Source organism: Halomonas sp. THAF12 (genome assembly GCF_009363675.1).
Taxonomy (GTDB): Bacteria; Pseudomonadota; Gammaproteobacteria; order Pseudomonadales; family Halomonadaceae; genus Halomonas; species Halomonas smyrnensis.
In genome coordinates, this window is the sequence record NZ_CP045399.1 from 1,410,076 (window position 1) to 1,437,037 (window position 26,962).

General features: G+C 68.7%; 25 protein-coding genes and 1 pseudogene. 7 read left to right on the forward strand and 19 right to left on the reverse strand.

Features of this window, described 5'->3' with window-relative positions; translation table 11 throughout:
* Positions 1-116: 116 nt before the first annotated feature.
* Genes FIU88_RS06450 through galE form a run of 3 tightly spaced genes read left to right on the forward strand, consistent with a single transcriptional unit; the run spans position 117 to position 3,162 of the window.
* Positions 117-668, forward strand: a complete 552-nt coding sequence (locus FIU88_RS06450; RefSeq protein ID WP_016856191.1) for a heme NO-binding domain-containing protein — start codon at positions 117-119, stop codon at positions 666-668.
* Positions 665-2,110, forward strand: a complete 1,446-nt coding sequence (locus FIU88_RS06455) for a sigma-54 dependent transcriptional regulator (protein WP_172977670.1) — start codon at positions 665-667, stop codon at positions 2,108-2,110. The genes FIU88_RS06450 and FIU88_RS06455 overlap by 4 nt, the downstream gene beginning before the upstream one ends.
* A 44-nt stretch (positions 2,111-2,154) precedes the next feature.
* Positions 2,155-3,162 (forward strand): UDP-glucose 4-epimerase GalE, encoded by a 1,008-nt coding sequence (gene galE, locus FIU88_RS06460; protein ID WP_152478606.1) that lies wholly within the window; start codon positions 2,155-2,157, stop codon positions 3,160-3,162.
* A gap of 110 nt (positions 3,163-3,272) precedes the next feature.
* Here galE and FIU88_RS06465 read toward each other — a convergent pair whose 3' ends face one another.
* A complete protein-coding gene (locus FIU88_RS06465) occupies positions 3,273-3,512 on the reverse strand; it encodes a hypothetical protein (RefSeq protein ID WP_152478607.1) in 240 nt (79 codons plus the stop codon).
* A 251-nt stretch (positions 3,513-3,763) separates the two neighbouring features.
* Between FIU88_RS06465 and FIU88_RS06470 the strand changes: the two genes are divergently transcribed.
* Positions 3,764-5,551 carry a diguanylate cyclase gene (locus FIU88_RS06470; RefSeq protein ID WP_253742763.1) on the forward strand — a complete coding sequence of 596 codons (1,788 nt, stop codon included), beginning with the start codon at positions 3,764-3,766 and terminating at the stop codon, positions 5,549-5,551.
* A gap of 109 nt (positions 5,552-5,660) precedes the next feature.
* Here FIU88_RS06470 and trxA read toward each other — a convergent pair whose 3' ends face one another.
* Both trxA and FIU88_RS19305 read right to left on the reverse strand, forming a co-directional pair.
* On the reverse strand, positions 5,661-5,984 hold the full coding sequence (gene trxA / locus FIU88_RS06475; RefSeq protein ID WP_152478608.1) for a thioredoxin: 324 nt from the start codon (positions 5,982-5,984) through the stop codon (positions 5,661-5,663).
* Positions 5,985-6,229: 245 nt separating this feature from the next.
* Positions 6,230-6,439 (reverse strand): annotated as a pseudogene (locus FIU88_RS19305) (SDR family oxidoreductase); the annotation flags it as partial.
* An 88-nt stretch (positions 6,440-6,527) separates the two neighbouring features.
* On the opposite strand from FIU88_RS19305, the gene soxR reads away from it, so the two are divergent.
* Both soxR and FIU88_RS19555 read left to right on the forward strand, forming a co-directional pair.
* On the forward strand, positions 6,528-6,815 hold the full coding sequence (soxR, locus tag FIU88_RS06485; RefSeq protein WP_367613882.1) for a redox-sensitive transcriptional activator SoxR: 288 nt from the start codon (positions 6,528-6,530) through the stop codon (positions 6,813-6,815).
* Positions 6,767-6,946: a hypothetical protein gene (locus FIU88_RS19555; protein WP_367613883.1), complete on the forward strand. Its 180-nt coding sequence runs from the start codon at positions 6,767-6,769 to the stop codon at positions 6,944-6,946. Before soxR ends, FIU88_RS19555 begins: the two co-directional genes overlap by 49 nt.
* Positions 6,947-7,028: 82 nt before the next feature.
* Here the strand turns inward: FIU88_RS19555 and FIU88_RS06490 are convergent, their stop codons facing one another.
* From FIU88_RS06490 to FIU88_RS06545, 12 genes are all read right to left on the reverse strand, one after another.
* Positions 7,029-8,537, reverse strand: coding sequence for a tripartite tricarboxylate transporter permease (locus tag FIU88_RS06490; protein ID WP_152478609.1), 1,509 nt, complete (start codon positions 8,535-8,537; stop codon positions 7,029-7,031).
* 14 nt (positions 8,538-8,551) lie between these two features.
* On the reverse strand, positions 8,552-9,019 hold the full coding sequence (locus FIU88_RS06495) for a tripartite tricarboxylate transporter TctB family protein (RefSeq protein WP_152478610.1): 468 nt from the start codon (positions 9,017-9,019) through the stop codon (positions 8,552-8,554).
* Between the two features lie 169 nt (positions 9,020-9,188).
* Positions 9,189-10,145: a tripartite tricarboxylate transporter substrate binding protein gene (locus FIU88_RS06500; protein ID WP_152478611.1), complete on the reverse strand. Its 957-nt coding sequence runs from the start codon at positions 10,143-10,145 to the stop codon at positions 9,189-9,191.
* 359 nt (positions 10,146-10,504) lie between these two features.
* On the reverse strand, positions 10,505-11,470 hold the full coding sequence (locus tag FIU88_RS06505; RefSeq protein ID WP_152478612.1) for a tripartite tricarboxylate transporter substrate binding protein: 966 nt from the start codon (positions 11,468-11,470) through the stop codon (positions 10,505-10,507).
* Positions 11,471-11,531: 61 nt separating this feature from the next.
* A complete protein-coding gene (locus tag FIU88_RS06510; RefSeq protein WP_253742767.1) occupies positions 11,532-12,671 on the reverse strand; it encodes an amidohydrolase in 1,140 nt (379 codons plus the stop codon).
* Positions 12,672-12,728: 57 nt separating this feature from the next.
* Positions 12,729-13,892 carry an alpha-hydroxy acid oxidase gene (locus FIU88_RS06515; protein ID WP_152478614.1) on the reverse strand — a complete coding sequence of 388 codons (1,164 nt, stop codon included), beginning with the start codon at positions 13,890-13,892 and terminating at the stop codon, positions 12,729-12,731.
* A 28-nt stretch (positions 13,893-13,920) separates the two neighbouring features.
* Complete coding sequence (locus FIU88_RS06520; RefSeq protein ID WP_172977671.1) at positions 13,921-14,856, reverse strand: SMP-30/gluconolactonase/LRE family protein; 936 nt, start codon at positions 14,854-14,856, stop codon at positions 13,921-13,923.
* Between the two features lie 2 nt (positions 14,857-14,858).
* The gene (locus tag FIU88_RS06525) at positions 14,859-16,154 is read right to left on the reverse strand and encodes a TRAP transporter large permease (RefSeq protein ID WP_152478616.1); all 1,296 of its coding nucleotides are present in this window, start codon (positions 16,152-16,154) and stop codon (positions 14,859-14,861) included.
* Complete coding sequence (locus FIU88_RS06530) at positions 16,154-16,678, reverse strand: TRAP transporter small permease (protein ID WP_172977672.1); 525 nt, start codon at positions 16,676-16,678, stop codon at positions 16,154-16,156. Before FIU88_RS06530 ends, FIU88_RS06525 begins: the two co-directional genes overlap by 1 nt.
* Positions 16,679-16,701: 23 nt before the next feature.
* On the reverse strand, positions 16,702-17,685 hold the full coding sequence (gene dctP, locus FIU88_RS06535; RefSeq protein WP_152478618.1) for a TRAP transporter substrate-binding protein DctP: 984 nt from the start codon (positions 17,683-17,685) through the stop codon (positions 16,702-16,704).
* A gap of 473 nt (positions 17,686-18,158) precedes the next feature.
* Positions 18,159-18,833: an RraA family protein gene (locus FIU88_RS06540; RefSeq protein ID WP_152478619.1), complete on the reverse strand. Its 675-nt coding sequence runs from the start codon at positions 18,831-18,833 to the stop codon at positions 18,159-18,161.
* Positions 18,834-18,878: 45 nt separating this feature from the next.
* Positions 18,879-19,856, reverse strand: a complete 978-nt coding sequence (locus FIU88_RS06545; RefSeq protein WP_253742770.1) for a hydroxyacid dehydrogenase — start codon at positions 19,854-19,856, stop codon at positions 18,879-18,881.
* A 168-nt stretch (positions 19,857-20,024) separates the two neighbouring features.
* Here FIU88_RS06545 and FIU88_RS06550 point away from each other — a divergent pair, with 168 nt between their 5' ends.
* Positions 20,025-20,939, forward strand: coding sequence for a LysR family transcriptional regulator (locus FIU88_RS06550; RefSeq protein ID WP_152478620.1), 915 nt, complete (start codon positions 20,025-20,027; stop codon positions 20,937-20,939).
* Between the two features lie 41 nt (positions 20,940-20,980).
* Here FIU88_RS06550 and FIU88_RS06555 read toward each other — a convergent pair whose 3' ends face one another.
* From FIU88_RS06555 to FIU88_RS06570, 4 genes are all read right to left on the reverse strand, one after another.
* A complete protein-coding gene (locus tag FIU88_RS06555; protein ID WP_152478621.1) occupies positions 20,981-21,724 on the reverse strand; it encodes a hypothetical protein in 744 nt (247 codons plus the stop codon).
* 457 nt (positions 21,725-22,181) lie between these two features.
* The gene (locus FIU88_RS06560) at positions 22,182-22,580 is read right to left on the reverse strand and encodes an STAS/SEC14 domain-containing protein (RefSeq protein WP_152478622.1); all 399 of its coding nucleotides are present in this window, start codon (positions 22,578-22,580) and stop codon (positions 22,182-22,184) included.
* A gap of 124 nt (positions 22,581-22,704) precedes the next feature.
* Complete coding sequence (locus FIU88_RS06565; RefSeq protein WP_152478623.1) at positions 22,705-25,818, reverse strand: efflux RND transporter permease subunit; 3,114 nt, start codon at positions 25,816-25,818, stop codon at positions 22,705-22,707.
* Positions 25,818-26,933: an efflux RND transporter periplasmic adaptor subunit gene (locus FIU88_RS06570; RefSeq protein ID WP_152478624.1), complete on the reverse strand. Its 1,116-nt coding sequence runs from the start codon at positions 26,931-26,933 to the stop codon at positions 25,818-25,820. Before FIU88_RS06570 ends, FIU88_RS06565 begins: the two co-directional genes overlap by 1 nt.
* Between the last annotated feature and the right edge of the window lie 29 nt (positions 26,934-26,962).

A 26,962-nucleotide genomic window follows, 5' to 3' on the forward strand; every position in this document is an offset into this window, starting at 1 on the left:
GGGTAGTGCTATGCATCACGTCACCGGAGTCTCGCGGGCGTCGTCGCGTGCCGCAGGTGGCACGACAGGCGGTCTGCCAGTGCCCGGTCGATTCACCTGTTGAGCGAGCGACTGCCATGAAAGGGATGATCTTTGTCGAGCTGATGAACTTTATGGACGAGAGCTTCGGGGCGGATTTCACCGAGCGCGTCATCGAGCAGGCCGACTTGCCCAATGAGGCCGCCTTCACCACGGTGGGCAACTACCCGAGCGAACATGCGGGGGCCCTGGTGGAGGCGGCCTCCCTCCTCGCCGATGCCGACGCCGCCGGGCTCTGCGAGGCCTTCGGGCGCTACCTGTTCCAGCGTTTCGAGGTGCGCTTCCCCCACCTGCTGCATCGTTACGCCTCGGCGCGCGAGTTGCTCGATCACGTGCAGAGTCATATCCACGAGGAGGTCAAGGTCATCTATCCAGGGGCCACGCCGCCCTCGGTGACGACCCACGAGTGCGAGGGGGGATACATCGTTGCCTACCGCTCCCATCGCGCCTTCGCGCACATCGCCTTCGGTCTGGTTCAGCAGTGCATCGTTTTCTATAGTGAGCATAGTCGCGTGGAGTGGTGTCCCGACAGCGTGTCGGATCATGCGCGCTTCATCATTCGTCCAGGGACAGACAGCGATGCAATATGAGTGAAAGTACCCATGTGCTGATCATCGAGGATACCGTGTCGCTGGCGCTGACGTTCGCGGGCCAGCTTGAGGCCGCGGGCTGTACCGTGGAAATGGCCGACTCCGGGGCCGAGGCACGCCAGCAGCTGACACGATCCTCACGGCCCTTCGACGTCATCCTGCTGGACCTCAACCTGCCCGACGGCGACGGCCTGGAATTGCTGGAATCGACGCCGCAGATGGCGCGAGACGCCAGTGTCGTGGTGATCACCGCCGATGGCTCCATCAGTCGCGCGATCCAGGCCATGCGCTCCGGCGCCTATGACTTCTTGGTCAAGCCGGTGGCGCCGGAGCGCCTGACCACCACGGTGGTTCGCGCCGGCCAGCATCGGATGCTGGAGCGCGAAGTGCAGGTCGCGCGCCGGATCAAGAAGCGCGATCGCTTCCAGGGGTTCGTCGGCGGCTCCGATGCCATGCAGGTGGTGTATCGCGCCATCGAGAACGTCGCGAACTCCCGGGCCACCGTGTTCGTGACCGGGGAAAGCGGGACCGGCAAGGAGGTGACGGCGGAGGCGATCCATGCCATCAGCCAGCGCAGCAAGGGCCATTTCGTGGCCATCAACTGCGGCGCCATTCCCGAAAACCTGCTCGAGTCGGAGCTCTTCGGCCACGTCAAGGGCGCCTTCACCGGGGCGCTGGACAACCGCGTCGGGGCCGCCAAGGAGGCCGACGGCGGCACCCTGTTTCTCGACGAAATCTGCGAAATGGAGCTCAAGCTCCAGGTCAAGCTGCTGCGCTTCCTGCAGACGGGCATGATCCAGCGCGTGGGGAGCAGCCGTCCCGAGGCGGTCAACGTGCGTGTCGTCTGCGCGACCAACCGCGATCCCGCCGCCGAGGTGCAGGCCGGCCGCTTCCGGGAAGACCTGTTCTACCGCCTCTCCGTGCTGCCCATCGAGCTGCCGCCCCTGCGTGAGCGCGGCGATGACGTGGTGCTGCTGGCACAGGCCTTCCTCGATCGTTTCGCCGCCGAGGAGGGCAAGGCGTTCGATCCCCTGGATGCCGCCGCCGTCGATCAGCTCCGGCGCTATGCGTGGCCCGGCAACGTGCGGGAATTGCAGAACACGATGCGCCGCGCGGTGGTCATGAATCCCGGGCCGGCGCTCTCGCTGGCGCCGCTGCTGCCCCGGGAGGCGAGCCCGGTGCCCCAGGCGACGCCCGCGAGCCCGGGAGGCTTCGGCGCCGTGCCCTCGGCCGCGGCTCCCTCCCTCGACGGGCCATCCGTGGACCCGGAGGCCGCCTTCGATGGCATGACGCTTGCGCAGATCGAGCGGCGGGTGATCGAGCGGGCCATCTCCTTGAATCACGGCAGCGTCCCGGGCGCGGCCCGCGCGCTGGCGGTCAGCCCCTCGACGCTCTACCGGAAGCTCGAGCGCTGGTCGGGCGAGGCCACCGTCGATGGCTGAGCCGCGAGGGCCGGGGAGCTTCACCGCTGACCAGGGAGAGCGACATGATCACTGAGCCCGGTGGCAAGGCCAGAGTACTGGTGGTGGGCGGAGCCGGCTACATCGGCTCCCACATGGTCAAGCGGCTGACCCGTTCGGGCTACGCCGTCACGGTGCTCGACAATCTCTCTCGAGGCCATCGCGACGCGGTGATGGGCGCCGAGCTGGTCGTCGGAGACCTCGGGGACCGTGCGCTCCTCGACCGGCTGCTCTCTTCGACCGCCTTCGATGCGGTGATGCATTTCGCCGCCCTGATCGAGGTGGGCGAGTCGGTGCGCGATCCCTCGGCCTTCTATCACAACAACGTGGTGCAGACCCTGGCGTTGATGGATGCCATGGCAAGACACGGGATCCCGCGTTTCGTCTTCTCGTCGACCGCCGCGGTCTACGGCATGCCCGGCGAGGGGGATCTGGACGAGACCCTGCCCTGCGATCCCATCAATCCCTATGGCAATACCAAGTACCTGGTCGAGCGGGCCCTCGAGGACTATCGTCGTGCCTATGGAATGCAGGCCATCTGCCTGCGCTACTTCAATGCTGCCGGCGCCGACCCCGACGGGGTGCTCGGAGAGCGGCACGAGCCCGAGAGCCACCTGATTCCGCTGGTGCTGCAGGCGGCCTCGGGACGCCGCGAGCGGATCGATGTGTTCGGTGACGACTACCCGACGGCCGACGGCACCTGCGTGCGTGACTTCGTGCACGTCGAGGACCTGTGTCGCGCCCATGAGCTGGCCCTGGAGCGCCTGCTGGCGGGGGGCGAGAGCGACGTCTTCAATCTCGGCTGCGGTGTCGGCTACAGCGTGCTCGAGCTGATCCGCACCGCCAGGGAGGTCACCGGTCGCGAGATCGAGATCGCCATCTGCCCCCGGCGGCCGGGCGATCCCGATCGCCTGGTGGCCAGCATCGCCAAGGCCGAGCGGGCGCTCGGCTGGACGCCGACCCATGACTTGCGCGATATCGTGGCCCATGCCTGGCAGTTCGAGCATCGCCACTTCCTGCGGCGCCAGCGGTGATCCACGGGCGAGGGTTTCGCCCCATGACCCTGGCGCGTCTTGTGCTCGGTTCCGTCTGAAGCGTTTGTCGCGAAGGCTCGCCCAGGCACTGACCCTGCGGTGCAGCCGGCTTATTCCGCTCCCCGCACAGCGCCCGTGGCGGGCCTGAGTTCGGCCGCCTGGCTGACGGTGAGATCATCGACGATCACCGCGCCTTCACAGCCCTGAACGTCGGTGAAGCGCTCGGCGCTGAGCACGCGGCCCCTGACGCGCTCGGCTTCGATCAGGCTGCCGACACCGGGGATTTCCTCGGCTTCCAGGCAATGCAGCAGGTAGCTGCCCGGGGTGTAGCTGACGACGAGAAGCTGCATGGGTGAACTCTCCTGACATGGGCATCCGTCTGAGTCTTGACCATCCCGAGGCGCCTGTCACGCTAAGAACACTGTGCGCAAACGGGCAGTCAGCAAGCCATTGATCTGGCGTGTCGCGCGCGGCGAGCAAGGCCCTGGCGGCGGGGCAGGGCGGTGCCCATCCGGTCGTCGAGCCCCGATTTGCCTGTCAGGCCCCTCCATGAGTAGCCTTTCCGTATACGGCCGGCCGGCGCCTTTGAGGCTCATGCTGCATGCTCCTGCGCTCTTCCTTCCCCAACATCCCGCTGCTGGGCGGCCTGCGCCCGGGGCTGGCCGCCATGGTGCTGCTGTTCTCGCTCGCGACCGGCGCCATGGCGTCGTCGGGGCCGCCGAACATCGAGAGCGTCGCCATGCTGGCCGATCCGGGAGGGCAGTGGCAGGCGCCGGCGCTGATCGGCCGGGAGGACGCCTTCCGGCCGCTCGAGACGCGGGCCGAGCAGAGCATCGGCTACACCGGGCATCCGGTGTGGCTGCGGTTGCGGGTCTCGGGCGGGGCGCATGGCGCAAGCGAGGCCGTGCTGCGCTTCGTCTATCCGCTGCTGGAGCACGTCTCGCTCTATCGGGTGGAGAATGGTGCGATCGCGCAGGCCTGGCAGAGTGGGCTGGCGCTCGCTCCCGAGCATCGTGTGTTGGCCCATCGGTTGCCTGCGTTCCCGTTGGAGCTCGAAGCTGGCGAGACCGTCACCCTGCTGGCGCGGGTGGAAAGCGCCGGTAGCATGGCGCTCGGCGTCGAGCTGCTGAGCCTCGAGGCCTTCCGGGTCGCCAATGACCGGGAAATGTTCTGGCTCTCCGCCTATGTCGGCCTGCTGGTGGCGCTGGGGCTCTACAACCTGCTGCTGTTCGTCGGTCTTCAGGAGCGGGTGTTCCTGCTCTATGCGCTGTTCGTCGGCAGCTTCTGCGTGGCGGTCGTCACCGCCAACGGCCTGGGGCCGTTGCTGCTGTGGGGCGGGCTGGGCGAGGCGACCGCGCGTCTTCTTGCCCTCTGCTTCACGCTCTCGGCGGCGCTCGGCATCCTCTTCGCCCGCCAGTTCCTGCGCACCCGACATTTCGCGCCGCGCTGGCACCGTGGCCTGCGCTGGCTGCTGCTGGCATGCCTGGCGGGCCTGATCGGCGTCGGCGTTCTGCCGCGTCATCTGGCGCTTCAGCTGATGGATGTGGTCGGGCTGGCGACCTGCCTGTCGCTGCTGGCCTGTGCCGTGACCTGCGCCTACCGCCGCGTGCCGGGGGCCAGGCTGTTCATGCTGGCCTGGGCCTTCCTGCTGGTGGGCGCCTCGATCTTCGCCCTGCGCAACCTAGGCATCATTCCGTCGAACGCCTTCACGCTGTACGGCATCCAGGCGGGGTCGGCGCTGGAGATGCTGCTGCTGTCCTTCGCGCTGGCGGCGCGCTTCAATACGCTCAAGCGCCAGAGGGAGAAGGCCCAGGCGCAGCTGGTGGCGTCGCTGAAGACCCAGGAAGCGATTCTCGAGAAGCGCGTCGCCGAGCGTACCGCGGAGCTCGAGGAGATGGCCCGCCAGGACACCCTGACCGGGCTGTTGAACCGCACCGGCCTGGCCGATCGCGCGGCGGCGGCCTGGGGGCGCCGCGAGAAGAGCGGCGGACCGCTGGCGGTGCTGATGCTGGATCTCGACGACTTCAAGCCGATCAATGACCGCTTCGGCCACGCCACGGGCGACAGCGTCATCCGGGTCATCGCCGGGCGGCTGCGCCACCAGATCCGCCAGCACGACCACTGTGCCCGCCTCGGCGGCGACGAGTTCCTGGTGCTGTGTGAGGACCTGAGCGGCCTCGAGGAGGTCGAGGCACTGAAGCGGCGTCTGGAGGCCGCGATCCGCCAGCCGATCCGGCTCTCGGACGACACGGCGATCCGCGTGGGCGTCAGCATCGGGATCGGCTTCGACGACTCGCGCACGCTGGATCTCGAGGCGCTGATGCAGCGCGCCGACGCGGCGATGTATGCCCGGAAGCGTCATAGGCAGCGGCGCCCGACGTCGCCATGACGGTGAGGGGATCAGCGGCGAGGGAACCAGGGGAAAGAAAGGGGCGGGGCAGACGAAAGCGGGGCCCGAACGGGCCCCGCTGTCGCTTCGCTGTTGTGCCGCTCTCGCCTCAGGCGTGGCGAGCGATCAGGTCATCGAAGCTTTCCTTGGGCTGCACGCCGGTGAGGGCTTCGGCCTTTTCCCCGCCCTTGAAGAGGGCGATGGTCGGCAGGCCGCGCACGCCATTCCTGGCGGCCAGGTCGGGCGCCTCGTCGACGTTGATGGTGACGACCTTGAGCGCGGCGTCCTGCTCCTCGGCGATGGTCTCGACGACCGGGTCGAGCATCTTGCAGGGCCCGCACCAGGGTGCCCAGAACTTGACCAGCACCGGCTGGCTGCTGTCGATCACTTCCTGGGTGTAATTGCTGTCGTTGACGGCGGTCAGGGTGGCCATGTGTCTCTCCTTGGCATCTCGGCAGATGCTGGATGAAGTGGAGGCATCGCGAGGATGCTGACGTGTGGCCACCATACTTCAACGAGAATTTAGTTAGCAAGGTTATTTTTATGGGCGCGTCAGTCGTCGTGGTCCGACAGGCCGACCAGCCGATCCGTGCGCTGGGCGCTGAGCCGCTGGATCATGCGCCTGAGCCGTCGCCGCTGGCCCGTCGTCGCTCCTGCGTGCTTTCACGGGCGTATCGCTCAGCTCTTGCAGGCGCCGCCACACACTGGATTGTAGGTGCCGGTGATGTGGCCGCTGGCCAGATAGCGCACGGTACTGGCCACGTCGTCCGGGGTGGCGATCTTCTGCGTCGACGTGTGGGTGTGGATCATCTCCTTGAACTCGGCGGTCGCGTCCCTGGTGGCGTCGGTCTCCACCAGGCCCGACGCGACGGCGTTGGCAGGGACCGAGCTCTTGTGCCAGGTGCCTGGTGAAGCTGTCCAGCGCGCCCTTGGCGCTGCCGTGGGCGATTAAGCTCGCCGCCGGGGTCTCAATCGGGTGCTGAGCGTCGGCCAGGTGGCCAGGCGCAGCGGCGTGCCGGTCTCCACGCTGCACTTCTACGAGGCCAAGGGGCTCATCCACTCCACCCGCAGCGCCGGCAATCACCGCCAGTATCCCGCCATCGTGCTGCGCTACGTGGCCATCATCCGCGTGGCGCAGAGCGTGGGCATGTCGCTGGAGGAGATCGGCGAAACGCTGAGCGGCATCCAGTCGGGATCGAAGCTCACCGCGGACGAGTGGCAGGCCATCTCGACGCGCTGGAAGGAGAGCGCATCCAGACCCTGACGCGGCTGCGCGACGAGCTGGACCGCTGCATCGGCTGCGGCTGCCTGTCGCTGACCGACTGCCCGCTGCGCAATCCCGACGATACGCTCGGCCAGCAGGGGGCGGGGCCGCAGATCCTCACACGGGACTAAACCACAGGCCGGGGACAAAAAAAGAGCGCGGGACCGTGGTCGCCGCGCTCTCTTGTCGTGTCGGGCCGTCACCGGCCGGGGATCAGGCGGCCGAGGCCTTGTCCTTCTTCAGGCGCATGACCCGGGAGATCAGCGGCATCAGCACCACCAGCAGGATCATGGCGATGATCACCTTGGAGGTCGTGCTGGCCGCCAGGGCGCTCCACTCGCCGCCGCCGATGCGCAGCGCCAGGCGCAGGTTCTGCTCGGCGAAGCCGCCGAGGATCAGGCCCAGCACCACCGGCGGCAGCGGGAACTTCAGCTTGTCCATGAAGTAGCCGACCAGGCCGAAGCCGAGCATCAGGTAGACGTCGAACATGCGGCCGTTGATCGAGTACACGCCCACCAGCACCAGGGTGATGATGAAGGCGCCGAGCAGCGGACGCGGCAGGCGCAGCACCTGGGCGAAGCTGTTGGTGGCCAGGGCGCCGCCGAGCACGATCAGCAGGATGGCGGCGAACAGGAACTGCCACATGAAGCCGAACACGATGTCGGGGTTGTCGCGGAACAGCATCGGGCCGGGCTGCAGGCCGTGGATCAGCAGGCCGCCGAGCATCACCGCCGCCACCGCGGTGCCGGGGATGCCGAGGGTCAGGGCGGGAATCAGCGCCGAGGCGGTATCGGCGTTGTTGGAGGTCTCGGAGGCCGCCACGCCCTCGGGCTCGCCCTTGCCCCAGTCGTCCGGGTTGCTGGAGGCACGGCGCGCCTCGTTGTAGCTGAGGAAGGCCGCCATCGAGCCGCCGGCGCCGGGCAGGATGCCGACGAACACGCCGATCACCGCGGAGCGCAGCCAGGTCTTCCAGAAGCGCAGCATGCCGGGGATGGCCTTCCAGATGCTGACGGTGTTGAGCTTGCCGGCGGTGGAGGTGTCGACGTCCATGACCTCCTCCAGCAGCGAGATCGCCGGCGGCATGGCGTACAGGCCGACCAGCAGCACCACGATGTTGATGCCGTCGAGCAGCTCCAGGTGGCCGAAGGTGTAGCGGTCGTAGCCGGAGATGGTGTCGAGGCCGATCAGCGACACGAAGACGCCGAAGCAGGCGCTCATCAGGCCCTTGAGCACGTCGCCGCCGAGCAGGAAGACGATGGCCGAGAGGCCGAACACGGCGACCCAGAACACCTCGGAGGGGCCGAACAGCAGCGTCACCTTGGCCAGCGGCGGGGCCAGCAGCATCAGCACGATGGCCGAGGCGATGCCGCCGATGGCGGAGGACACCACCGAGACCTGCAGCGCGTAGCCGCCCTTGCCCTGCTGGGCCATGGGATAGCCGTCGAAGCTGGTGGCCACCGCGGCCGGGGTGCCGGGAATGCGCAGCAGCACCGCCGGAATCGAGCCGCCGTACATGGCGCCGTTGTAGATGCCGGCCATCATGCCGAGCGCGATCAGCGGGTCCATGCCGAAGGTGAAGGGAATCAGCACCGAGATCGCCATGGTGGCGCTGAGACCGGGCAGGGCGCCGATGCAGATGCCGGCGATGACGCCGATCACCACCGCGGCGAAGTTGCCGAGCGAGAGCACCGCCGGGAGTGCATCAATCAAACTTCCATACATGTGTCAGCCCTCCGTCAGCGGATGAAGAATTCAGTGGGAAGGTCCTGGCCCATCAGCAGGACGAAGATCACCGCCAGCCCGCCGGTGAAGATCAGGTCGGCCAGCAGCAGCCGCTTGATGTCGCGATAGCCGAAGCACCACGCCACCACCGGCACCATGACCGCGGTGGTGGTGTAGAAGCCGATCAGGCTCACGCTGCCCACGTAGATGCCGATGGACGCGATGATGCCGACGAAGCGCGGCCAGGAATCGAAGATCCGATGGCGCGGCGCCTTCACGCGCTCGCTGCGCTTGGCGACGAAGACCCGCAGGATCATCAGTACGGCGAGCCCGATCAGCGCGCTCAGCATGGTGATGGGCAGTACCGAGCTCATGGTCGGCATGTCGGGCGTGCGTAACAGCAGGAAGCCTGCGACGACGATGATGCCTATGCCGGCGAGGAGGTCGGGATGCGGCCCGCGTCCGGTAGCTGTTTCTTTCATGATCGATCCTGTCTGGCTGGCTTGCTCTCAGAGCGCTCGCCCCGCCGCGCCGATCCGCACGGAGCGAGTCGAGCGGCACGGCGGGGAAAGCATTCTGTCGCGTCACGCGGGGTGACGACGGGGGCGGGTCAAGGCGGGCCGGGGCGCTGCACGGCCCCGGCCGGCCGTCTTATTTCCAGGGAGAGGTGGTCCAGACGCGCTCGGCCAGCTCGAGCTGCTCGGCGTTGAGCGCCTCGAAGTCGTCGCCGGTGGTCAGGTTGACCGGGTTGCCGGAGCTGAGCATGGCTTGCTGGAACTCGGGGTCCTCGTAGGTCTTCTCGAAGGCGGTGATCAGGCTGGCCTCGACGTCCTCCGGCAGGCCGGCGGGGGCGATGAAGCCGCGACGCGAGCCGTTGGTGATGTCGTAGCCCTGCTCGGCGAAGGTCGGCACGTCCTCGAGCAGATCCGAGCGCTCCTCGGTGGCGATGCCCAGCACGTTGAGCTCGTCGCGGAAGTTGACCACCTCGGACAGGTTGATGATGCCCATGGTGACGTGGCCGCCCATCAGCGCGCTGCGCGCCGGCGCGGAGCCGGAGAACGGCACGATGGTGTACTCGGCGTCGGTCGCCTCGGAGAGGCGGATCAGGAAGAAGTGATCGTCGCCGCCGAGGCTCGACATGCTGACGGTGACGGCGCCGTCGCGTTCCTGTGCGGCGGCGACCAGCTCGTCCATGGTGTCGATGTCGCTGCTCTTGGGCGTGACGATCACGTTGGGATCGTTCACCACGTTGGCCAGGTAGCTGAAGCTGTCGGCGCTGTAGTCGGCGTCGCGGTCGAGGGTGCGCGCCATCATGCCGGGCAGGTTGTAGGTGCCGATGGTGTAGCCGTCGGGATCGGCCTGGGCCACGGCGGTCACGCCGATCTGGCCGCTGGCGCCGGGCATGTTCTTGACCACCACGGCGGCGTCGTTGCCGAGGTATTCCTCGAGGAAGGGCGCCACGGTGCGGGCCATGACGTCGGTACCGCCGCCGGCGGCGTAGCCGACGATCAGATCGATCTTCTTCTCGGGGTAGTCGGCGAGCGCCTGGGTCGAGGTGACGCTGGCGAGGCAGAGGGCGGCGGCGAGGCTCGAAAACTTGAAGGTCATCTTGTTGTACTCCCGTTGGCGTGCGCGGATGGTCGAGAAGGCCGGGAGGCCTGTTTGGCGCAGTGAAGCGCACAGAATGACTGGATCAAAGCGAATGGTTTTTCACCTTGTCGTAAGAATATCTGTATCAATGCGCTCAGACCGCCGCCACGCCCCATGACACCGGGCTTCGCTGCCGGCGCCGGCATGGGCCGCCATATCAGGCCTTACGACTATGGTCGGGGGTGTTCGAGGCGTCAGAGAAGGACGAGAGAGGGCAGTAGAGAAGGAAGAGAGAAGGAAGTAGATAAGGAGGCAGGAGAAACGTGTCGGCAAGAGGAGGGCGGGGCCGTGGCCCCGCCTCGGTGTGTCGGGCAATCTTATTTCCAGGGCGTCTCTTCCCAGGTGCGCCGTGCCACCTCGTCCTGGGCCTCGGCCAGGTCGCGGTAGTCGTCGCCGTAGATGACGCTCAGCGGATTGCCCTGCTGAGCCATGTCGGCGCGGAAGGCGTCGTCCTCGGCCACCTCCTCGAGGGCGCTCAGCAGCGCGGCGCGGACGTCGTCCGGCAGGTCGGACGGCGCGGCCAGGCCGCGGAACGAGCCCATCTCGATATCGAAGCCGAGCTCCTTGGCCGTGGGCACGTCCGGGGCCTGCTCCAGGCGCTCGTCGGCCAGCACCGCCAGCACGCGTAGCTCGTCCTCGAAGCCCACGGTCTGGCTGAAGGCCATGGTGCCCATGGCCACGTGCCCGCCCATCAGCGCGCTGCGGGCCTGGGCGGCGCCGTTGAACGGCACATAGTTCATCTCGACGTCGGCCGCCTCGGCGAACTGGATGGCGGAGAAGTGATCGTTGCCGCCCAGCGCGGACAGCCCCACCGGCATCTTGCCGTCGGCGTCCCGGGCCGCGGCGATCAGTTCCTCCACCGAGGTGATGCCCGAGTCCTTCGGCACCACCAGGGTGTTGGGGTCGGCGACCACGTTGGCCAGCCAGGTGAAGCTGTTCACGTCGTAGTCGGCGTCGCGGTCGTAGGTCAGCGCCATGGCCGCCGGCAGGTTCATGGTGCCGATGGTGTAGCCGTCCGGGCTGGCCGAGGCCAGGGCCGAGAAGCCGATCTGGCCGCCGGCGCCGGGCATGTTCTTGACCACCACCGTGGCGCCGTCGCCCAGCGACTCCTCCAGGTGGTTGGCGACGGTGCGGGCCATGACGTCGGTGCCGCCGCCGGCGGAATAGCCGACCACCAGGTTGATTGGCTTCTCGGGATAGTCGGCCTGGGCCAGGCCGGCGCCGGCCAGCAGCGAGGACGAGGCGAGGGCGGCGAGGGACAGCGTCAGCAGTCGTGGTGTCATCTTGGCGTACTCCAGGTGTTGTTATGGCGCTTGTGGTTCTGGTGGCGGCTCGGGGCCGGGGTCATCGAGTCGGGTCGTCGGCGGGCAGCCGGTAGACCCGGGTGGCCGTGTCGCGGAACACGGCGTCGCGAGCCTCCTGGTCCCAGGAGGCGGTGAGGCGGTGGTAGGCGTTCCACAGCACGCCGTAGGAGACGCCGCCCTTGTCGACGGGGAAGTTGCTCTCCAGCATGCAGCGCTGCGGCGTGAAGCGCTCGATGCAGGCCTCGACGTCCGGGGCGATGGCCTCGGCGAGCTGCCGCGAGTCCGGCGGCTCGGCGCCGGACGCGAAGCCGAAGCCGAAGCCGAAGCCGAAGCCCATGATCGGCATGCCGAAGCCGCCGATCTTGAGCATCACGTTGGGTCGTTCGGCCACCCGCGCCAGGCCGTCGCGCCAGGCCTGGCGATGGGGCGGCTCGTGGCTGGCGTCGTTGCCCGCGGCATAGGGCCCGACGCCCAGCGGCCCGCCGGCGTGATCGAGCACGATCGTCAGTTCCGGCACGCGCCGCGCCAGGGTCGCCACCTCGTCGAGCTGGGTCTGGTAGGCCCAGATATCCAGCGACAGGCCGCGGCGGGCCAGTTCCCGCGCGCCTTCGATGAAGGGCGCGCTGACCATCAGCCCCTCCGGCGCCGGTACGGGGTTGGAGCGCACGGCCGGGTCGGGATGCGCGGCGACCGGCACGCGCACGCCGCGAAAGCGCCCGCCGCCGGCCTCCATCAGCGCCTCGAGCACCGGCGCGACGTCCGCGCCCAGCAGCAGGTCGGCATGGCCGACGATGCCCGCCGCCACGTCGGTAGGGCCGTAGTGGCCGCTGCGCGCCTGGGCGGAGATGCCGCGCACGAACTCGACCTCGCCGACCGGGCGATAGGCCTCCGGGCCGCCGGCGCGGTACATCGTCCGGCACTGCACGTAGACCGAGGCGGTCACCCGATGGCCGCTGTCGCCGATGTCGTCGGCGAATTCCTCGAGCAGATAGCGAAAGCCGCGGCGATCCCACAGATGATGGTGGGCATCGACGATCTCCTGCGCCGGGGCCAGCGACGGCTCACGGACCCGGGCCAGCCACTCCGGCCGCGGCGGCGGGTTCGGCGTGGCCACGTCGGGGCGCCGGCGCCAGGGGCGCGCGTCGGCGTCGTCGTTGGGGGTATCAGGCTGGGTCGACACGCGTTTCTCTCTTCTTGTCAGGTTTACCGGCTTGTGAGGTTCACCGATTTGTCGGGGTCACCGACCGTGGGCCAACGGGGGCGTGGCGGGATCGAGCACGGCCGAGGCGTCGAGCTCGTCCGGGGAGCGGCACCCGAGCAGGCCCAGGTCGCGATGAATCTCGCTTTGGATGAGGCCCACGGCATGGCCGAGCGCCCGCTCGCCGCCGACGCTGGAGGCGAACAGGAAGGGGCGGCCGATGAAGACGAAGTCGGCGCCCAGCGCCAGGGCCTTCACCACATCGGTGCCGCGGCGGATCCCGCCGTCGAGCATCAATGCCATGTCGCCGGCCTCGGCCCTGGCCCGGGGCAGCGCCCGCATCGCCGAGATGGCGTGATCGAGCTGGCGCCCGCCGTGGTTGGAGAGCACCACGCCGTCGCAGCCGATCGATCTGGCCATGGCCACGTCGTGATGGGACAGCAGCCCCTTCACCACCAGCCGGCCCTTCCAGCGGTCGCGAATCCGGCGCACGTGGTCCCAGCTGAGGTGATCCTTGCGCCCGAAGTCCCGGGCGGCCTGCCGCGAGACGATGGGCGCGCCGCGCCGGGCGTCGGAGTTCTCGAAATGGGGCATGCCGCGTTGCTGGAGCGTGCGCAGGAAGGTGCCGGCCAGCCAGCGCGGCCGGGTGCCGACGTCCCACATCAGGCGCGCGGTGAAGCGCAGCGGCGTGGAGAAGCCGGCGCGGAGGTTGTTCTCGCGGTTGGCCAGCACGGCGGTGTCCGCGGTGAGCACCAGCGTCTGGTAGCCCGCGGCCGCGACGCGATCGATCAGCGCCGCGATGCGGTCGTCCTCGCCGGGCACGTAGGCCTGGAACCAGGCCTCGGGATTGGTCTCGAGGACCTCTTCCATGCGGGTCAGCGAGGAGCCGCTGAGCACGTAGGGAATGCCCTCGCGCCCGGCGACCCGGGCCGCGACGTTGTCACCGTCGAAGGCCATCAGCGCGCTGATGCCCATGGGCGCGATGCCGAACGGGGCCGCCCACTCGGTGCCGAACAGCCGGCGCCGGGTGCTGCGGCCTTCCACGCCGCGCAGCGTGCGGGGCACGAGCTTCAGCGCGTCGAAGGCGGCGCGATTGTCGGCGAAGGCCGCCGAGGTCTCCGCGGCGCCGGCGACGTACTGGAACAGGGGGCGGGGAAGCCGCCGGCGGGCGGCGGCCTGGTAGTCGTCGAGATTCAGGATCATGGTGGCGAGCCCGCGTGCGTCCGGAGCGTCACTGGCCCCAGCCGGAGGCCATGGGGAAGCCGGCGACGGGCAGCTCGGCGCGCAGGATGGTGCCGGTGTCGGACTCGGTGATGAACAGCGTGCGCCCGTCCGGGCCGCCGAAGGCGCAGTTGGTGGTGCCGAGCCCGCGCGGCGACTTCACCACCGCGATCGGTACGCCCAGCGCGTCGTGCACCCACACCAGGCCCATGCCGGTCTGGCACACCACCACGCCGTTGTCGTCGGTCAGCGCCAGGCCGTCGGGCCCCGCGCGGCCGCCGGAGAACTGCAGGAACAGTCCGGCCTTGATCACCCGGCCGCTGTCCGAGATCGGCAGGCGCCACACGGCGTTGGCCCGGGTCACGGCCACGTAGAGCGCGTGGCCGGCCTTGTCGAGCACCAGGCCGTTGGGGCTCGGCACCTTGTCGATCAGGCAGTCCAGGCGGCCGCTGTCCGGATACCAGCGGTAGACGCGGCCACTGGGGTCCTGCAGCCCGGTCTGGCCCTGGTCGGTGAAGTACAGCGCGCCGTCGGGGCCGAAGTGCAGGTCGTTGCAGCCCTTGAAGCCCTCGGTGTCGGCATCGCCCAGCGCCGTGGTCACCTCGCCGGTGTCCGGGTTCAGCTGCATGATGCCGTTGCGGAAGTCGGCGATGAAGATGCGCCCGGCGGCGTCGATCTTCAGGCCGTTGGGCTGGCCGTCATACTCGGCGATCTGCTCGACGGCCCCGTCGGGCGAGGCGCGGAAGATTCGCCCGAAGGGAATGTCGACGAACCACAGGTTGCCCTGGAGATCGAAGGACGGGCCCTCGATGAAGCTGTCGACCACCGCCCCGCGCCGGTTGCGATCCGCCCAGTAGGAGCGCTGGCCGGTACGTCTCAGCGCCCTCGGCAGCTCGGTGAAGACCTCGGCCTCGATCAGCACCGGGTCGGGATGGGGGAATGCCATGTTCAACCTCCAGAGGTCAGGGTGGGGAACCACAGGGCGATGTCGGGGAACCAGATCAGCAGCACCAGGAAGGCCAGGATGATCAGGAAGAAGGGCAGCACGCCCATGACCACGTCCTCGACCTTGACCGTGGAGTCCGAGCTCGCGACCACGAACAGGATGATGCCCAGCGGGGGGGTCAGCTGGCCGAGCTCGACCAGGATCACCACGAACACGCCGAACCACACCGGGTCGATGTTCATCGCCATCAGCACCGGGAAGATGACCGGCACGATGATCGCGATCATGCCGAGGCCTTCCATGAAGCAGCCCAGGATGGCGAAGGTCACCATCAGCAGGATCAGGAACATGAACGGCGACATATCCGCCTCGGCCACCCAGCTGACCAGGTCCTCGCCGACGCCGGACAGCGCCGTGGCGTAGGCGAAGATCATCGAGATGAAGACGATGAACAGCACGTTGCCGCTCATCACCAGGGTGCGCGAGACGGCCTTGCGCAGCATGGCCAGATTCAGACGGCGGTAGACCGCGGCGATGATGATCGCGCCGACCACGCCGACGGCGCCGGCCTCGGTCGGGGTGGCGATGCCGGCGTAGATGCTGCCCAGCACGAAGCCGATCAGGATCATGAACGGCACCACGTCGAGCGCCGCCTTCAGGTAGTCGCCGAGCGCCAGTTGGGTGGTGTCGCGCGGCACCAGCCAGGGGTTGGCCAGCGAGCGGGCGGCGATGAACAGGCTGTAGCAGGCCGCCAGCAGGATGCCCGGCACCAGCCCGGCCGCGAACAGCTTGGCGATCGAGGTCTCGGTGAAGGTGGCGTAGATGATCATGGTGATCGAGGGCGGAATCAGGATGCCCAGGGTGCCACCGGCGGCAAGCGAGCCCGCGATGATGCGCTTCTGATAGCCGCGCGCGGACAGCGCCGGCAGGGCCACGGTCGACATGGCCGCGGCGGTCGGGGCGCTGCCGCCGGCCACGGCGGCGAAGATGCCGCTGCCCATGATGTTGGTGTGCAGAAGCCCGCCGGGCAGGCGCCGCATGAAGGGGGCGATGCCGTTGTAGAGCCGTCCGCTGAGGCCGCTGCCGAGCAGGATCTCGGCCATCAGGATGAACAGCGGAATGGCGGCCAGGGTGAAGCTGTTGGCCGCGCCCCAGCTGACGAGCCCGAGGGCCTTCCAGCCGGCGAAGCCCTTCATCAGCCACAGGTAGCCGAGGGCCGCGGCCCCGACGGCGAACTGCACCCACAGGCCGCCGATGATCAGCAGGAGCAGGGCGGAAAAGGCGATTATCGCTTCCATCAGCGTTTTCCTCCGATGCCGAGCCGGAGCAGGGCGCGTTCGAACAGGAACAGGGTCATTACCGACAGGCCCACCGGCAGCAGCAGCTGCGGCATCCACATCGGCGTCATCAGGGCGGTGGGGGCCACGTTGCCGCGGGAGAGCGAGCTCATCACCAGCAGCGAGGAGTGCCAGATCAGCACGCCGCAGATGCCGATGGCGAGCGCGATGTAGAGCAGGCCGAGCACCTGCTTCACCCGGGCCGGCAGGGCGCCGTACAGGAAGCCGACCTGGAACAGCGCGTCGTTGCGGATCGCCAGGCTGGCGCCGAACAGGGTGGTGGCGATGACCAGGTAGCCGGAGAGCTCCTCCACCACGTGGAGGGAGCTGTTGAAGAACAGCCGCGAGCCGATCTCGGCGACCACCAGGGCGGTGAGCGTTATCAGCCCCAGGCCGGCGAGAATGCGCACCACGGCGGCGAGGGTGTCAAAGACGGGGCCGGCGGAGGCCGGCCCTTGTCCTGCTTCATGCGGGGAGTCAGACACGTTGCGGTCCTCTGACGATTCGATCACTTGCCGAGTGCGGTGAGCACGTCCTGCAGCGCCTGTTCGTGCTCCGGGCCGGCGTCGCTGGCCCATTCCTGCCAGAAGGAGGCGAGGGCGTCCTGGGCCCGGGCGATCTCTTCGTCGCTGGGCTCGATGATGGTCATGCCCGCTTCGGCCTGGGATTCCTTCTGGGCCTCTTCGTCGACCAGGAAGTCCGCGGTGATGTTGGCGGTCTCTTCCTCGACGATGGTGGCCAGGGTCTCCCGGTCGGCCTCGCTCAGCGACTCGTAGGCGCCGGTGTTAGCGATCACGGCGCTGTAGGCGTAGTTCACCGGCAGGCGGTAGTTGTAGTCGAGGAACTCGTGCCAGTTCTTGGCGCCGCCGGCGCTGGCGGTCAGCACGCCGTCGATCACGCCGCGCTCGAGGGCGGTCGGCACCTCGGAGCCGGACAGGGTGATCGGCGAGCCGCCGAAGGCCTCGACGAAGGCGCCCTGCTCGGGGGAGGTCACGCGGATCTTGTGGTTCTCCAGGTCGTCGAGGGAGTCGATCTCGAACGAGGTGAAGATGACCTGCTGCGGATAGCGGTAGGCGCCCAGATAGGTGACTCCCTGCTCCTCGAAGCCCTGCTCCAGGTAGGGGTTCATGGCCGCGTAGGCCTTGTCCCAGTCCTCGCCGTCCTCGATCAGCATCGGCAGGTTGAGGATGCGGGCGATGGGCACGTTGCCGGAGAAGAACAGATCGGCCGAGAAGTCGATGAAGCCGTCGCCCACCGCCTGGGTGATGTCGCTGGAGGCGATCTGCAGCGTCTTGCCCAGGTGCAGCGTGATCGACAGGTCGTCGGTCTCGGACTCGACGCGCTCGGTGATGCGCTCCATGCCCTGCACGGCGGCGGTGGTGGAGACCGAGGAGTAGGTGTAGCCGGTCCAGTCGGCGGCCTGGGCGCTGCCCGCCGCGGCGGCGCCGAGAATGATCAGGCTGGAGGCCAGAGTGTGCGTGACGTTTTTCATGTCCCTACCTCATTAATCGTTGTTGATGTCGCGTCGTTCGAGGGGCTGGCGTTGCAGCAGGGTGTGACGTTGGATTCGGCTGACGGCGGGTCATTAGACCTTGCTCGAAGAGCGGAAGGTCGCGTGCCGCGGGCGTTGGCGATGCTGGCAAGCGCGCTTCTGGAAAAATTGAACATGAAAAGACATCCTGCATAAAGCGCGATTTTCTGGAGGAAAGGTGCAGGGTTTCTTCATGCATGACCCGTAGTTACGCTGCCCTGTATATGCCACCTTGGTCGCATCTTGGCGGGGCGTCACCCACAGCGTAGTGCGAAACACGCCAGGAGGCGTCGTTGGGATACCGAGATCGCCGGCAGGCACGAAAAAAGGCCCGATATGCGAGATATCGAGCCCGACATGGAACCGGGATGGCCGGCCTTTTTTCGGTGCTGAACGTGCGTTATCGGCCGACGAGGCGTGCGGTGGACGCCAGGTTATTCGTAGGTGACGCCCGCCGCTTCCAGGGCCTTGTCGACCCAGGTGCGATCGTTCTCGCCGGCATGGATGGCGGCCATCTGCTTGTCTTCGGCGGCCTGCTTGGCCTGGGCGGCCTTGAGCACCGTCTCGGCGTCGTCGTAGGGCACCGCCAGCACGCCGTCGGCGTCGCCGAGGATCAGGTCGCCCGGCTCGATGACCATGCCGCCGAGGTTGATCGGGGTGTTGATCTCGCCCGGACCGTTCTTGTACGGGCCGCGATGGGTCACGCCCACGGCGAAGGTCGGCAGGTTGGTCTCGCGGAAGCCGTCCAGGTCGCGCAGGGCGCCGTTGAGCACGAAGCCTGCCACGCCGCGCTTGATGGCGTAGGCAAGCATCAGCTCGCCCATCAGGGCGTTGGTGGTGTCGCCGCCGGCATCGACGACGATGACGTCGCCGGGCTGGGCCATGTTGATGGCCTTGTGCAGCATCAGGTTGTCGCCGGGGCGGGTGCGCACCGTGATGGCGACGCCGGCCAGGTTGCCGTCGGTGTGCATCGGGCGCAGGTCGCTGCCGCCAGCGAAGACACGGGACATGCTGTCGCTGACCACCGCGACGGGCAGCTCGGCGTAGGCCTTGACGATGGCGTCGTCGACGCGACGCTGGCGCTGGAGAACTCGGTTTCCGACTGTCATGACATCACTCCGTCGTGTGACTGAATAGCAAAAGAGACGCGGCGCTCAGGCCGGGGCATTGACCCGACGCGCCGGCGGCAGGTCGTTGCCGGCGACGAAGTCGATGATGCCGCTGATCGCCAGCTCGCCGACGCGGGTGCCGGCTTCCTCGGTGACGCCGGCGATGTGCGGCGTGAGGATGACCCGCTCGGAGGCGGCCAGCGGGCTGACGCCCTCGGGCGGCTCCTGCTCGAAGGTGTCGAGGCCGGCGCCGGCCAGGTGACCGCTTTCCAGCGCGGCCAGCAGCGCGGCTTCATCGATCAGGCCACCGCGAGAGGTGTTGACGACGTAGCTGTCGGCCGGCATCAGGGCCAGGCTTTCGGCGTTGATCAGGTGCGCGTTGTCGGCGGTCAGCGGGCAGTGGAGACTGACGATGTCCGACTGGCGGAGCATGTCCTCGAGCGACTCGAGGCGGCGAGCGCCCATGGCCTCGATGGCTTCCGCCGGGGCGTAGGGGTCGTAGACCATCACGTCCAGGCCCATGCCCTTGACGATCCTGGCCGTGGCGGCGGCGATGGCGCCGCCACCGACCAGGCCCAGTCGCATGCCGGACAGCTCGCGACCGAGGAACTCGGCCTTTTCCCAGCGGCCGGCGCGCATGCCCTTGTCCAGCGGCAGCAGGCGCTTGACGGTGGCGAAGATCAGCGCGACGGCGTGCTCGGCGACCGAGACGGCGTTACCGCCGGCGGCGCGGATGACCTGGACGCCGTGTCGGGTGGCTGCGTCGACGTCGATGTTGTCGACGCCGGCGCCGTGCTTGGAGATCACGCGCAGGGACTGGCCCGCGGCCACGGCGCCGGCGGTGAACTGCCCCATGCGGGAGACGATGCCGACCGGGTCGTGGCGCTCGATGAACTCCACGAGCACCTCTTCGGAGGGATACGGCGGCGTGTGAACCACGGTGTAGCCCGCTGCGGCGGCCATGTCCTTCGCGCTCTGGGCGAGGTAGGGGCCGGTTACCAGAATCGTCGGTTGCGTCGCCAAGTCAGATCCTCCCTAGTCGGCGTCGAGACCCGCCGAACTCGGGTCGGCGTGGTGTCACTGGCGTTTGTCGTTTTTGAAGTGGTTTTCAGGTTACAGGAAGGATTGTTTTACAAAAGCGAATAAATTTTGCTTTTATATGAAGCATATCTTCACATGTCGGGAGCGCGCATGGACACACGTCAACTTCGAACCTTCGTCGCGATTGCCGAGCACGGCACCTTCGCGCGGGCGGCCGCGGTGGTGAACCTGACGCCCTCGGCGGTCAGCCAGCAGGTCTATGCGCTGGAACAGGAGCTCGACACCAAGCTGTTCAATCGCGAGTCACGGCCGCCGACGCTCAACCTGCAGGGGCTGAAGATGCTGGAGACAGCGCGGCAGGTGCTGGCGATGGTGGACGAGACCCGCGGCGTGCTGTCCGGGAAGCAGCTGACCGGCACGCTCAATATCGGCTCGGTGCGCACCAGCACCATCGGGCTGCTGCCGCGGGCCATCGTGGCGCTGCGTCAGGAGTTTCCGGAGCTGAACGTGAACCTGCGGGTGGGGATGTCGTCGACGCTGATCAGCGACGTCAACGCCGACCGGCTCGATCTGGCGGTGGTCGCGGAGCACTCGGGCGTCTCGCGCGACCTGCTGTGGTCGCCGTTCATTCGCGAGCCGTTGGTGGTGATCGCGCCGCCCGGCACGCCGCTGATGCCGGTCAAGCAGCTGCTGGAGACGCTGCCCTTCGTGCGCTTCGGCAGCAACGTACCGCTGGGCGCGCTGATCAACAACGAGCTGGCGCGGCTCGGCATCGCGGTGCAGGACATCGCCGACATCGACACCGTGCCGGCCATCGTGGAGTGCGTGGCGGCGGGGCTCGGTGCCGGCATCGTGCCGGACATCGCGGTGCGCGAGAACGGTCGCGACATGCTGACGCTGCCGTTCGGCGAACCCCAGGTCTTTCGCCAGATCGGCATGATCCACCGGGCGGGCTCCGCCAAGGGCCAGCTGCTGATGGCGCTGCACCGCAAGCTGGCGGAGATGGCGGGCGAGTTTGGCATCTTTCCTGAGTCCGGTGCCGAGCGGGAACAGGGGCGGAAATAGGCGCGGGAATCAGCGGGGGAAAGGGGCGGGCCGGCGGCGCGTCAGTCGTCGTGATCCGACAGGCCGACCAGCCGATCCGTGCGCTGGGCGCTAAGCCGCTGGATCATGCGCCTGAGCCGTCGCCGCTGGCCCCAGGAGGAGAGGCGCTTGGTGTCCCAGCTGGCGGGCACCAGGGTGCACCGATCGGCGTGGAAGCTCAGCCGGAAGGTGCGCTCGGCGCCGACCGGCATGTCCTCCGGCCCGTAGATGCCGATCAGCCGGATCGTCAGGCTGTGGAACCTCAGGTCGCCCGCCGGCTGATGGCCGGCCATCTCGATGCCCTCGAGCTCGGCGATGCTCGCGATCAGCCCGGAGAAGGTGCCGATGTGCAGGAAGTCGCCGGAATCCAGCGGGCCCTGGCGGGTGTCGTAGTGATGATCGCGCCTGTCGTGGCGATGATCGTCGTCGTGATCCCGGTCATCGTCGAAATACTCGCCGTCGCCGCGCGCCTCGTCGCCCTCGCTGTACTGCTGCTTGCGGTCCGTCACGTCGACCGTGAGCGTGCCCCGGGAGGTCTCGAGGTCGGCGACGATGTACTCGAGGAAGATCGATTCGGCGCTCATGTTGCTGATGATGCACAGCGCCTCGATGTCGCGCTTCTTGCCGCGGTTGATCAGCAGCCGCGGCCGTCGTTGGCGGCGAAAGCCCCAGTAGAGCAGCTGCGCATAGACCAGCGAGAGAAACAGCGTGCCCAGGCTGATGATGACGTTGAGCACGCCCTTGTGCTGCGAGATCCATTCGAACATGACGTTCCCTGTCGTTTGGTCGCGAATCGATCCCCAGCCTAAAGCAAAAGCCCCGGCGCTGTCCGGATCGCCTTGGGTTTCGACGCTCGCGCTGTCGGCTGGCGCCCGGGCCCGATGTCGCCGTGGCTGACCCGGCCGTGTGCCGAGCGTCGCCTCGTTGTCGGCGATCTCTTACGCGCCGTGGCGTCGATGCCGTGCGGTCGCGGCGGCCCTCCCGGGTCATGATGAGAGCCAGGCGTGAGGCCCCGGTCGGCAAGAGGCCGGGCAAGCCGGGTCAGGGAAGGCCCGGAGCACGCCAGGGATGCCCCCGTGGCATGCCGGACTCCTTCTTCCTGCGGGCTCGTCGAGCACGGCGGTGATGCCGCCGGGGCCCGAGACACCGGTTCCCTGCTTGGCCCCCACGCGTGGGGGCGTTTTTTTGCGCGGCCGCAAACCGCCGTTTCGTCTGGTGACGGGCTCAGGCCTGGTGGGTGGCGGGCGGTCCGGGCAGGTGAGTGACCCATTCCAGCGCGTCCGGCTTGTGGCGGACGGTGAAGGTGCGGATCTCCATTGACTTGAACAGATGGTTCTCCAGCCGCGTCAGGTGGCGCACCCAGTGCCTGTCGCTGAGCACCGCGGCGCGGTAGTAGCGGTTGAGATCGCCGATCTGGGTCAGGCCGTAGCCGAGATCGCGCAGGAAGGCGGTGAAGGTCATCCAGCGCATCTCGTCGATCTCGGCGTAGAGGCTGACGCGGGGCTGGGTCTTCTTGGTCGCCTCGATGGCGTCGATGGCGACCTGCAGGTCCGGTGCGGTGACGCGGCCGCTGACCTTCATCGCCACCACGTGGGAGGCGCCCGAGGGCAGGAGTTCGAGCATGTGCGTGGCTCCTCGAATGAATGATCGTGCCTGCCTTGCAGCATAGCCGCTCGTCCGTGGAACGCCGCTCACGCCCGGAGGGCAGCGGGAGCCCGGCGTCGGGCTCCCGCCTGTCGATGCCGGCTCAGTGCCCGGCCGGCTGGTCGCCCAGTTCGCGCTCCAGGCGCCGGGCGACGTCGCCGGGCGAGCCGGTGCGCCGCGCCAGCAGATCGTAGGCCACCGGCACCACGAACAGGGTGAAGAAGGTCGCCGCGGCCACGCCGGTGAAGATCACGGTGCCGATCACCAGCCGCGTCTCGGCGCCGGCGCCGCTGGAGAGGATCAGCGGCACCGAGCCGGCAATGGTGGTGGCCGAGGTCATCACGATCGGCCGCAGCCGGGTCATGGCGGCGCGCATCAGCGCCTCGCGGAAGGCCACGCCCTCGTCGCGCAGCTGGTTGGCGAACTCCACGATCAGGATGCCGTTCTTGGCCGCCAGGCCGACCAGCATCACCAGCCCCACCTGGCTGTAGATGTTCAGCGACTGCCCGGTCAGCCACAGGCCGAGCAGGGCGCCGCCGATGGCCAGCGGCACGGTGAGCATGATCACCAGCGGATGGATGAAGCTCTCGAACTGAGCGGCCAGCACCAGGAACACCACCAGGGTGCCGAGTACCAGCAGGAAGGTGGTGGCGCCGCTGGACTCGCGATAGTCCCGCGCCTCGCCCTTGACGTCGGTCTGCACGCCCGGCGGCAGCACCTCGTCCACGGCGTTCTCCAGATAGGCCAGCGCCTCGCCCATGGAATAGTCGTCGGCGAGATCGGCCTGGACGGTGATCGCCCGCAGGCGGTTGTAGCGGTTGAGCTCGCTGGGCCCGGCGAAGCTCTCGATCTCGACCTGGCTCGACAGCGGGATCAGCTCGCCGGTGCGCGCCGAGCGCACCCGCAGGCTCTCCAGGGCGCCGGGGGTCGGGGTGGCGCCGCGCTCGCTCTCGAGGATGACGTCGTATTCCTCGCCCTCGTCGGTGAATCGGGTCACGGTGCGCCCGCCGAGCAGCGTCTCCAGGGTGCGGCCGATGTCGCTGACGGTGACGCCGAGGTCCGCCGCGCGGTGGTAGTCGATGTTCACGCTGAGCTGGGGCTGGTTCTCCTCGTAGTCGCTCTCGAGGTTAAGAAGCCCCGGATTGTCCTGGCGGATGTGGTCCATCAGGGCGTCGCGCCAGGTCACCAGCTGCTCGTAGCTGCCGCCGCCGAGCACGAACTGCAGGCCCTGTTCGCTGCCGCCGCCGAAGCCCTGGGGCATGATCGGGAAGGCACGGATGCCGGGCAGCTCGGCCAGGTCCCGGCGCACCCGGTTGAGCACCGGCCCGGCCGGGCCGCGCTCGTCCCAGTCGGCGAGGCCGACGATGGCGAAGCCGGAGTTGAAGTTCTCGGTGCGCCCGCGGCCGCGGGGCGACATGACCATCACGTCCTCGACCTCGCCGCCCTCGCGCAGCGGCAGCAGCCGGGCCTCCACCTCGTCCATGTAGTCCTCCATGTAGGAGAAGGTGGCGCCGGGCGGGCCGTTGATCAGCACGAAGAAGGTGCCGCGGTCCTCCTGCGGGGTGTATTCCGCCGGCAGCTGCGGGTAGAGCCAGGCGATGGCCGCGATCAGCCCCGCGAAGCCCGCCACCACCAGCCAGCGCAGCCGCAGCACCGCCTCCAGGCAGCGCCGGTAGAGCCCCTGGGCCCAGTGCAGGCCGCCGTCGACCCAGTGGGCCAGGCGGCCCTCGTGCAGGCTCGGCGAGAGGATCTTGGAGGCCATCATCGGGCTCAGCGTCAGGGCCAGCAGGCTGGAGATGGCCACCGCCGCCGACAGCGTCAGGGCGAACTCGGTGAACAGCTTGCCGACGTCGCCCTGGATGAAGCTCAGCGGCACGAACACCGCGATCAGCACCAGGCTGGTGGCGATCACCGCGAAGGCTAGCTGGCGCGCGCCGCGGTAGGCGGCCACCAGCGGCGTCTCGCCGTAGAGATGCATGCGCCGGTGGATGTTCTCGAGCACCACGATGGCGTCGTCCACCACCAGGCCGATGGCCAGCACCAGGGCCAGCAGGGTCAGCAGGTTGATGGTGAAGCCCATGGCCGCCAGGGCGGCGAAGGTGCCGATCAGCGTCACCGGCACCGTGACCGCCGGCACCAGGGTGGTGCGCAGGTTGCCGAGGAACACGAAGATCACCACCACCACCAGGCCGATGGCGATCAGCAGCGTGCTGACCACCTCGCGGATGGCGCCGGAGACGAAGGTGGAGGCGTCGTAGTTGACCGCCAGGCTCATGCCCTCGGGCAGCCGCGGGCCGACCCGCTCGGCCTCGGCGCGCACCGCGTCGGAGAGCGCCATGACGTTGGCGGTGGACTGTTTGATCATGCCCAGGCCGACCACCGTCTGGCCGTTGCCGCGAAACAGCGAGCGCTCCTCGACGGTGCCGAGCTCGACCCGGGCCACGTCGGCCAGGCGCACCAGATAGCCGCCCTCGCCGCGGTCGAGCACCAGCTCGCGGAAGTCCTCGGGGGTGGCGAAGCTGCGCGGCAGGCGCACGATGAACTGGCGGTCGGCGGATTCCACGGCGCCGCCGGGCAGCTCGACGTTCTCGTCGCGCAGGGCGTCCTCGACGTCGCCGACCGCCAGCCCGCGGGCGGCGAGGGCGTCGTTGTCCAGCCACACGCGCATGGCGTATTCGCGGCCGCCGCCGACGAACACCCCGGAGACGCCTTCCTGCACCGAGAAACCGTCGACCAGGTAGCGCTCGGCGTAGTCGGTCAGCTCGGCGGTGGTGTAGCCCTCGCCGGAGAGCATCAGCCACATCACCATCTCGGAGCTGGTGTCCTCCTTGCGCACCTCGGGCGGGTCGGCCTCCTCGGGCAGGTTGTCGGCGGCGCCGGAGATGCGGTCGCGCACGTCGTTGGCGGCGGCGTCGACGTCGGTGTTCAGCCCGAACTCGATGGTGATGTTGGAGCTGCCGTCGCGGCTGGAGGAGGAGATCACCTCGATGCCGGCGATCCCGGCGATGCGCTCCTCCAGCACCTGGGTGATGCGGGTCTCGACCACCTCGGCGTTGGCGCCCGGATAGGAGGTGCTGATGCTGACGATCGGCGGATCGATGGTCGGATATTCCTGCAGCGGCAGGCGCGTCAGGGCCAGCAGGCCGAAGGCGACGATCAGCGCGGCCATGACGATGGCCAGCACCGGACGCTGGACGGAGACGTCGGACAGGCGCATCAGGCGTCATCTCCGTCGCGGGTCGCGCGCAGGATGTCGCTGACGCCGGTGGCGTCGTCGGCGACGCCGATCAGCTCGACCGTCGAGGCGTCGTGCAGGCGGTCGGCGCCGTGGCTGACCACCAGGTCGCCGGGGGCCAGGCCCTCGGTGACTTCCACCTCGCCGCGGCGGCGGGCGCCCACGCCGATCTCGCGGCGCTCGACGCGGCCGTTCTCGCGTGAGGTGATCACCCACACCGACTGGCGGCGGCCCTCGGCGACCACCGCGGATTCCGGGATCACCAGCGTCTGGCGCGGGCGGCGGTCGAGGGTGACGCGCATCAGCATGCCGGGGCGCAGCAGCCGCTCGTCGTTGTCGAGCAGGGCGCGCACGCCGATGCTGCGGCTGACCGGGTCGACCCGGGAGTCGATGGTGGCGATCTGGCCGTCGAACTCGCGCTCCGGATAGGCGGCGGTGGTAGCGCTCAGGGCGAGGCCCTCGGCCAGCGCGCCGAGCTGCACCTCGGGCACCTCGAAGTCCAGCTTCATGCGCGAGACGTCATCGAGGGTGGCGAGCTCGTCGCCCGGGGTGACCAGCGCGCCCACGCTGATGTCGCGCACGCCGACCACGCCGTCGAAGGGGGCGGTGACGCGGTAATCGTCGAGCCGCGCGCGCAGCCCCTGGAGGGTGGCGTCCACCTGCTGCAGCTGGGCCCGGCTGTCCTCGATGTCGGCGCGGGGCGCCAGGTTGCGCGCCTGCAGCTGGGCCAGGCGGTCGACGGCGTTCTGGCGCTCGATGCGCAGCGCCTGGGCCTCGCGCAGCGCCGCCCGCTCCTCGGCGTCGGACAGCTTGACCAGCACGTCGCCCCGGCTGACCGTCTCGCCGCCCTCGAAGTTGATCGCCGTGACGGTGTCGGTGACCGTGGCCGAGAGCGTCACGCTCTCGTTGGCGGCCAGGGTGCCGAGCGACTCCAGCGGGTCGGACCAGGCCTGGCGGGTGGCCTCGGCGCCGATCACCGGCGTCGGCGGCATGCCGGCGGGCTGGGCCAGGGCGGCCGGTGACAGGGCGAGCAGCAGCAGGGCCAGCCTGGCCGGCCCTGTGCGCCGGGCGCGGCGAGAGAGAAGAGCGTGGATCATGATCAGTGTCCGCAAAGAGGGCGGCGGCC

Bases quoted from the DNA above. Each gene is read 5' to 3' on its own strand.
- FIU88_RS06495 (WP_152478610.1), bottom strand. From the start codon at position 9,019: ATGAAAGAAACAGCTACCGGACGCGGGCCGCATCCCGACCTCCTCGCC.
- FIU88_RS06490 (WP_152478609.1), bottom strand. From the start codon at position 8,537: ATGTATGGAAGTTTGATTGATGCACTCCCGGCGGTGCTCTCGCTCGGC.
- FIU88_RS06555 (WP_152478621.1), bottom strand. From the start codon at position 21,724: ATGTTCGAATGGATCTCGCAGCACAAGGGCGTGCTCAACGTCATCATC.
- FIU88_RS06455 (WP_172977670.1), top strand. From the start codon at position 665: ATGAGTGAAAGTACCCATGTGCTGATCATCGAGGATACCGTGTCGCTG.
- FIU88_RS06550 (WP_152478620.1), top strand. From the start codon at position 20,025: ATGGACACACGTCAACTTCGAACCTTCGTCGCGATTGCCGAGCACGGC.
- FIU88_RS06560 (WP_152478622.1), bottom strand. From the start codon at position 22,580: ATGCTCGAACTCCTGCCCTCGGGCGCCTCCCACGTGGTGGCGATGAAG.
- FIU88_RS06525 (WP_152478616.1), bottom strand. From the start codon at position 16,154: ATGGAAGCGATAATCGCCTTTTCCGCCCTGCTCCTGCTGATCATCGGC.
- FIU88_RS06465 (WP_152478607.1), bottom strand. From the start codon at position 3,512: ATGCAGCTTCTCGTCGTCAGCTACACCCCGGGCAGCTACCTGCTGCAT.
- FIU88_RS06515 (WP_152478614.1), bottom strand. From the start codon at position 13,892: ATGATCCTGAATCTCGACGACTACCAGGCCGCCGCCCGCCGGCGGCTT.
- FIU88_RS06570 (WP_152478624.1), bottom strand. From the start codon at position 26,933: ATGATCCACGCTCTTCTCTCTCGCCGCGCCCGGCGCACAGGGCCGGCC.
- FIU88_RS06500 (WP_152478611.1), bottom strand. From the start codon at position 10,145: ATGACCTTCAAGTTTTCGAGCCTCGCCGCCGCCCTCTGCCTCGCCAGC.
- FIU88_RS06540 (WP_152478619.1), bottom strand. From the start codon at position 18,833: ATGACAGTCGGAAACCGAGTTCTCCAGCGCCAGCGTCGCGTCGACGAC.
- dctP (WP_152478618.1), bottom strand. From the start codon at position 17,685: ATGAAAAACGTCACGCACACTCTGGCCTCCAGCCTGATCATTCTCGGC.
- FIU88_RS06470 (WP_253742763.1), top strand. From the start codon at position 3,764: ATGCTCCTGCGCTCTTCCTTCCCCAACATCCCGCTGCTGGGCGGCCTG.
- FIU88_RS06565 (WP_152478623.1), bottom strand. From the start codon at position 25,818: ATGCGCCTGTCCGACGTCTCCGTCCAGCGTCCGGTGCTGGCCATCGTC.
- FIU88_RS06450 (WP_016856191.1), top strand. From the start codon at position 117: ATGAAAGGGATGATCTTTGTCGAGCTGATGAACTTTATGGACGAGAGC.
- galE (WP_152478606.1), top strand. From the start codon at position 2,155: ATGATCACTGAGCCCGGTGGCAAGGCCAGAGTACTGGTGGTGGGCGGA.
- FIU88_RS06505 (WP_152478612.1), bottom strand. From the start codon at position 11,470: ATGACACCACGACTGCTGACGCTGTCCCTCGCCGCCCTCGCCTCGTCC.
- trxA (WP_152478608.1), bottom strand. From the start codon at position 5,984: ATGGCCACCCTGACCGCCGTCAACGACAGCAATTACACCCAGGAAGTG.
- FIU88_RS06520 (WP_172977671.1), bottom strand. From the start codon at position 14,856: ATGGCATTCCCCCATCCCGACCCGGTGCTGATCGAGGCCGAGGTCTTC.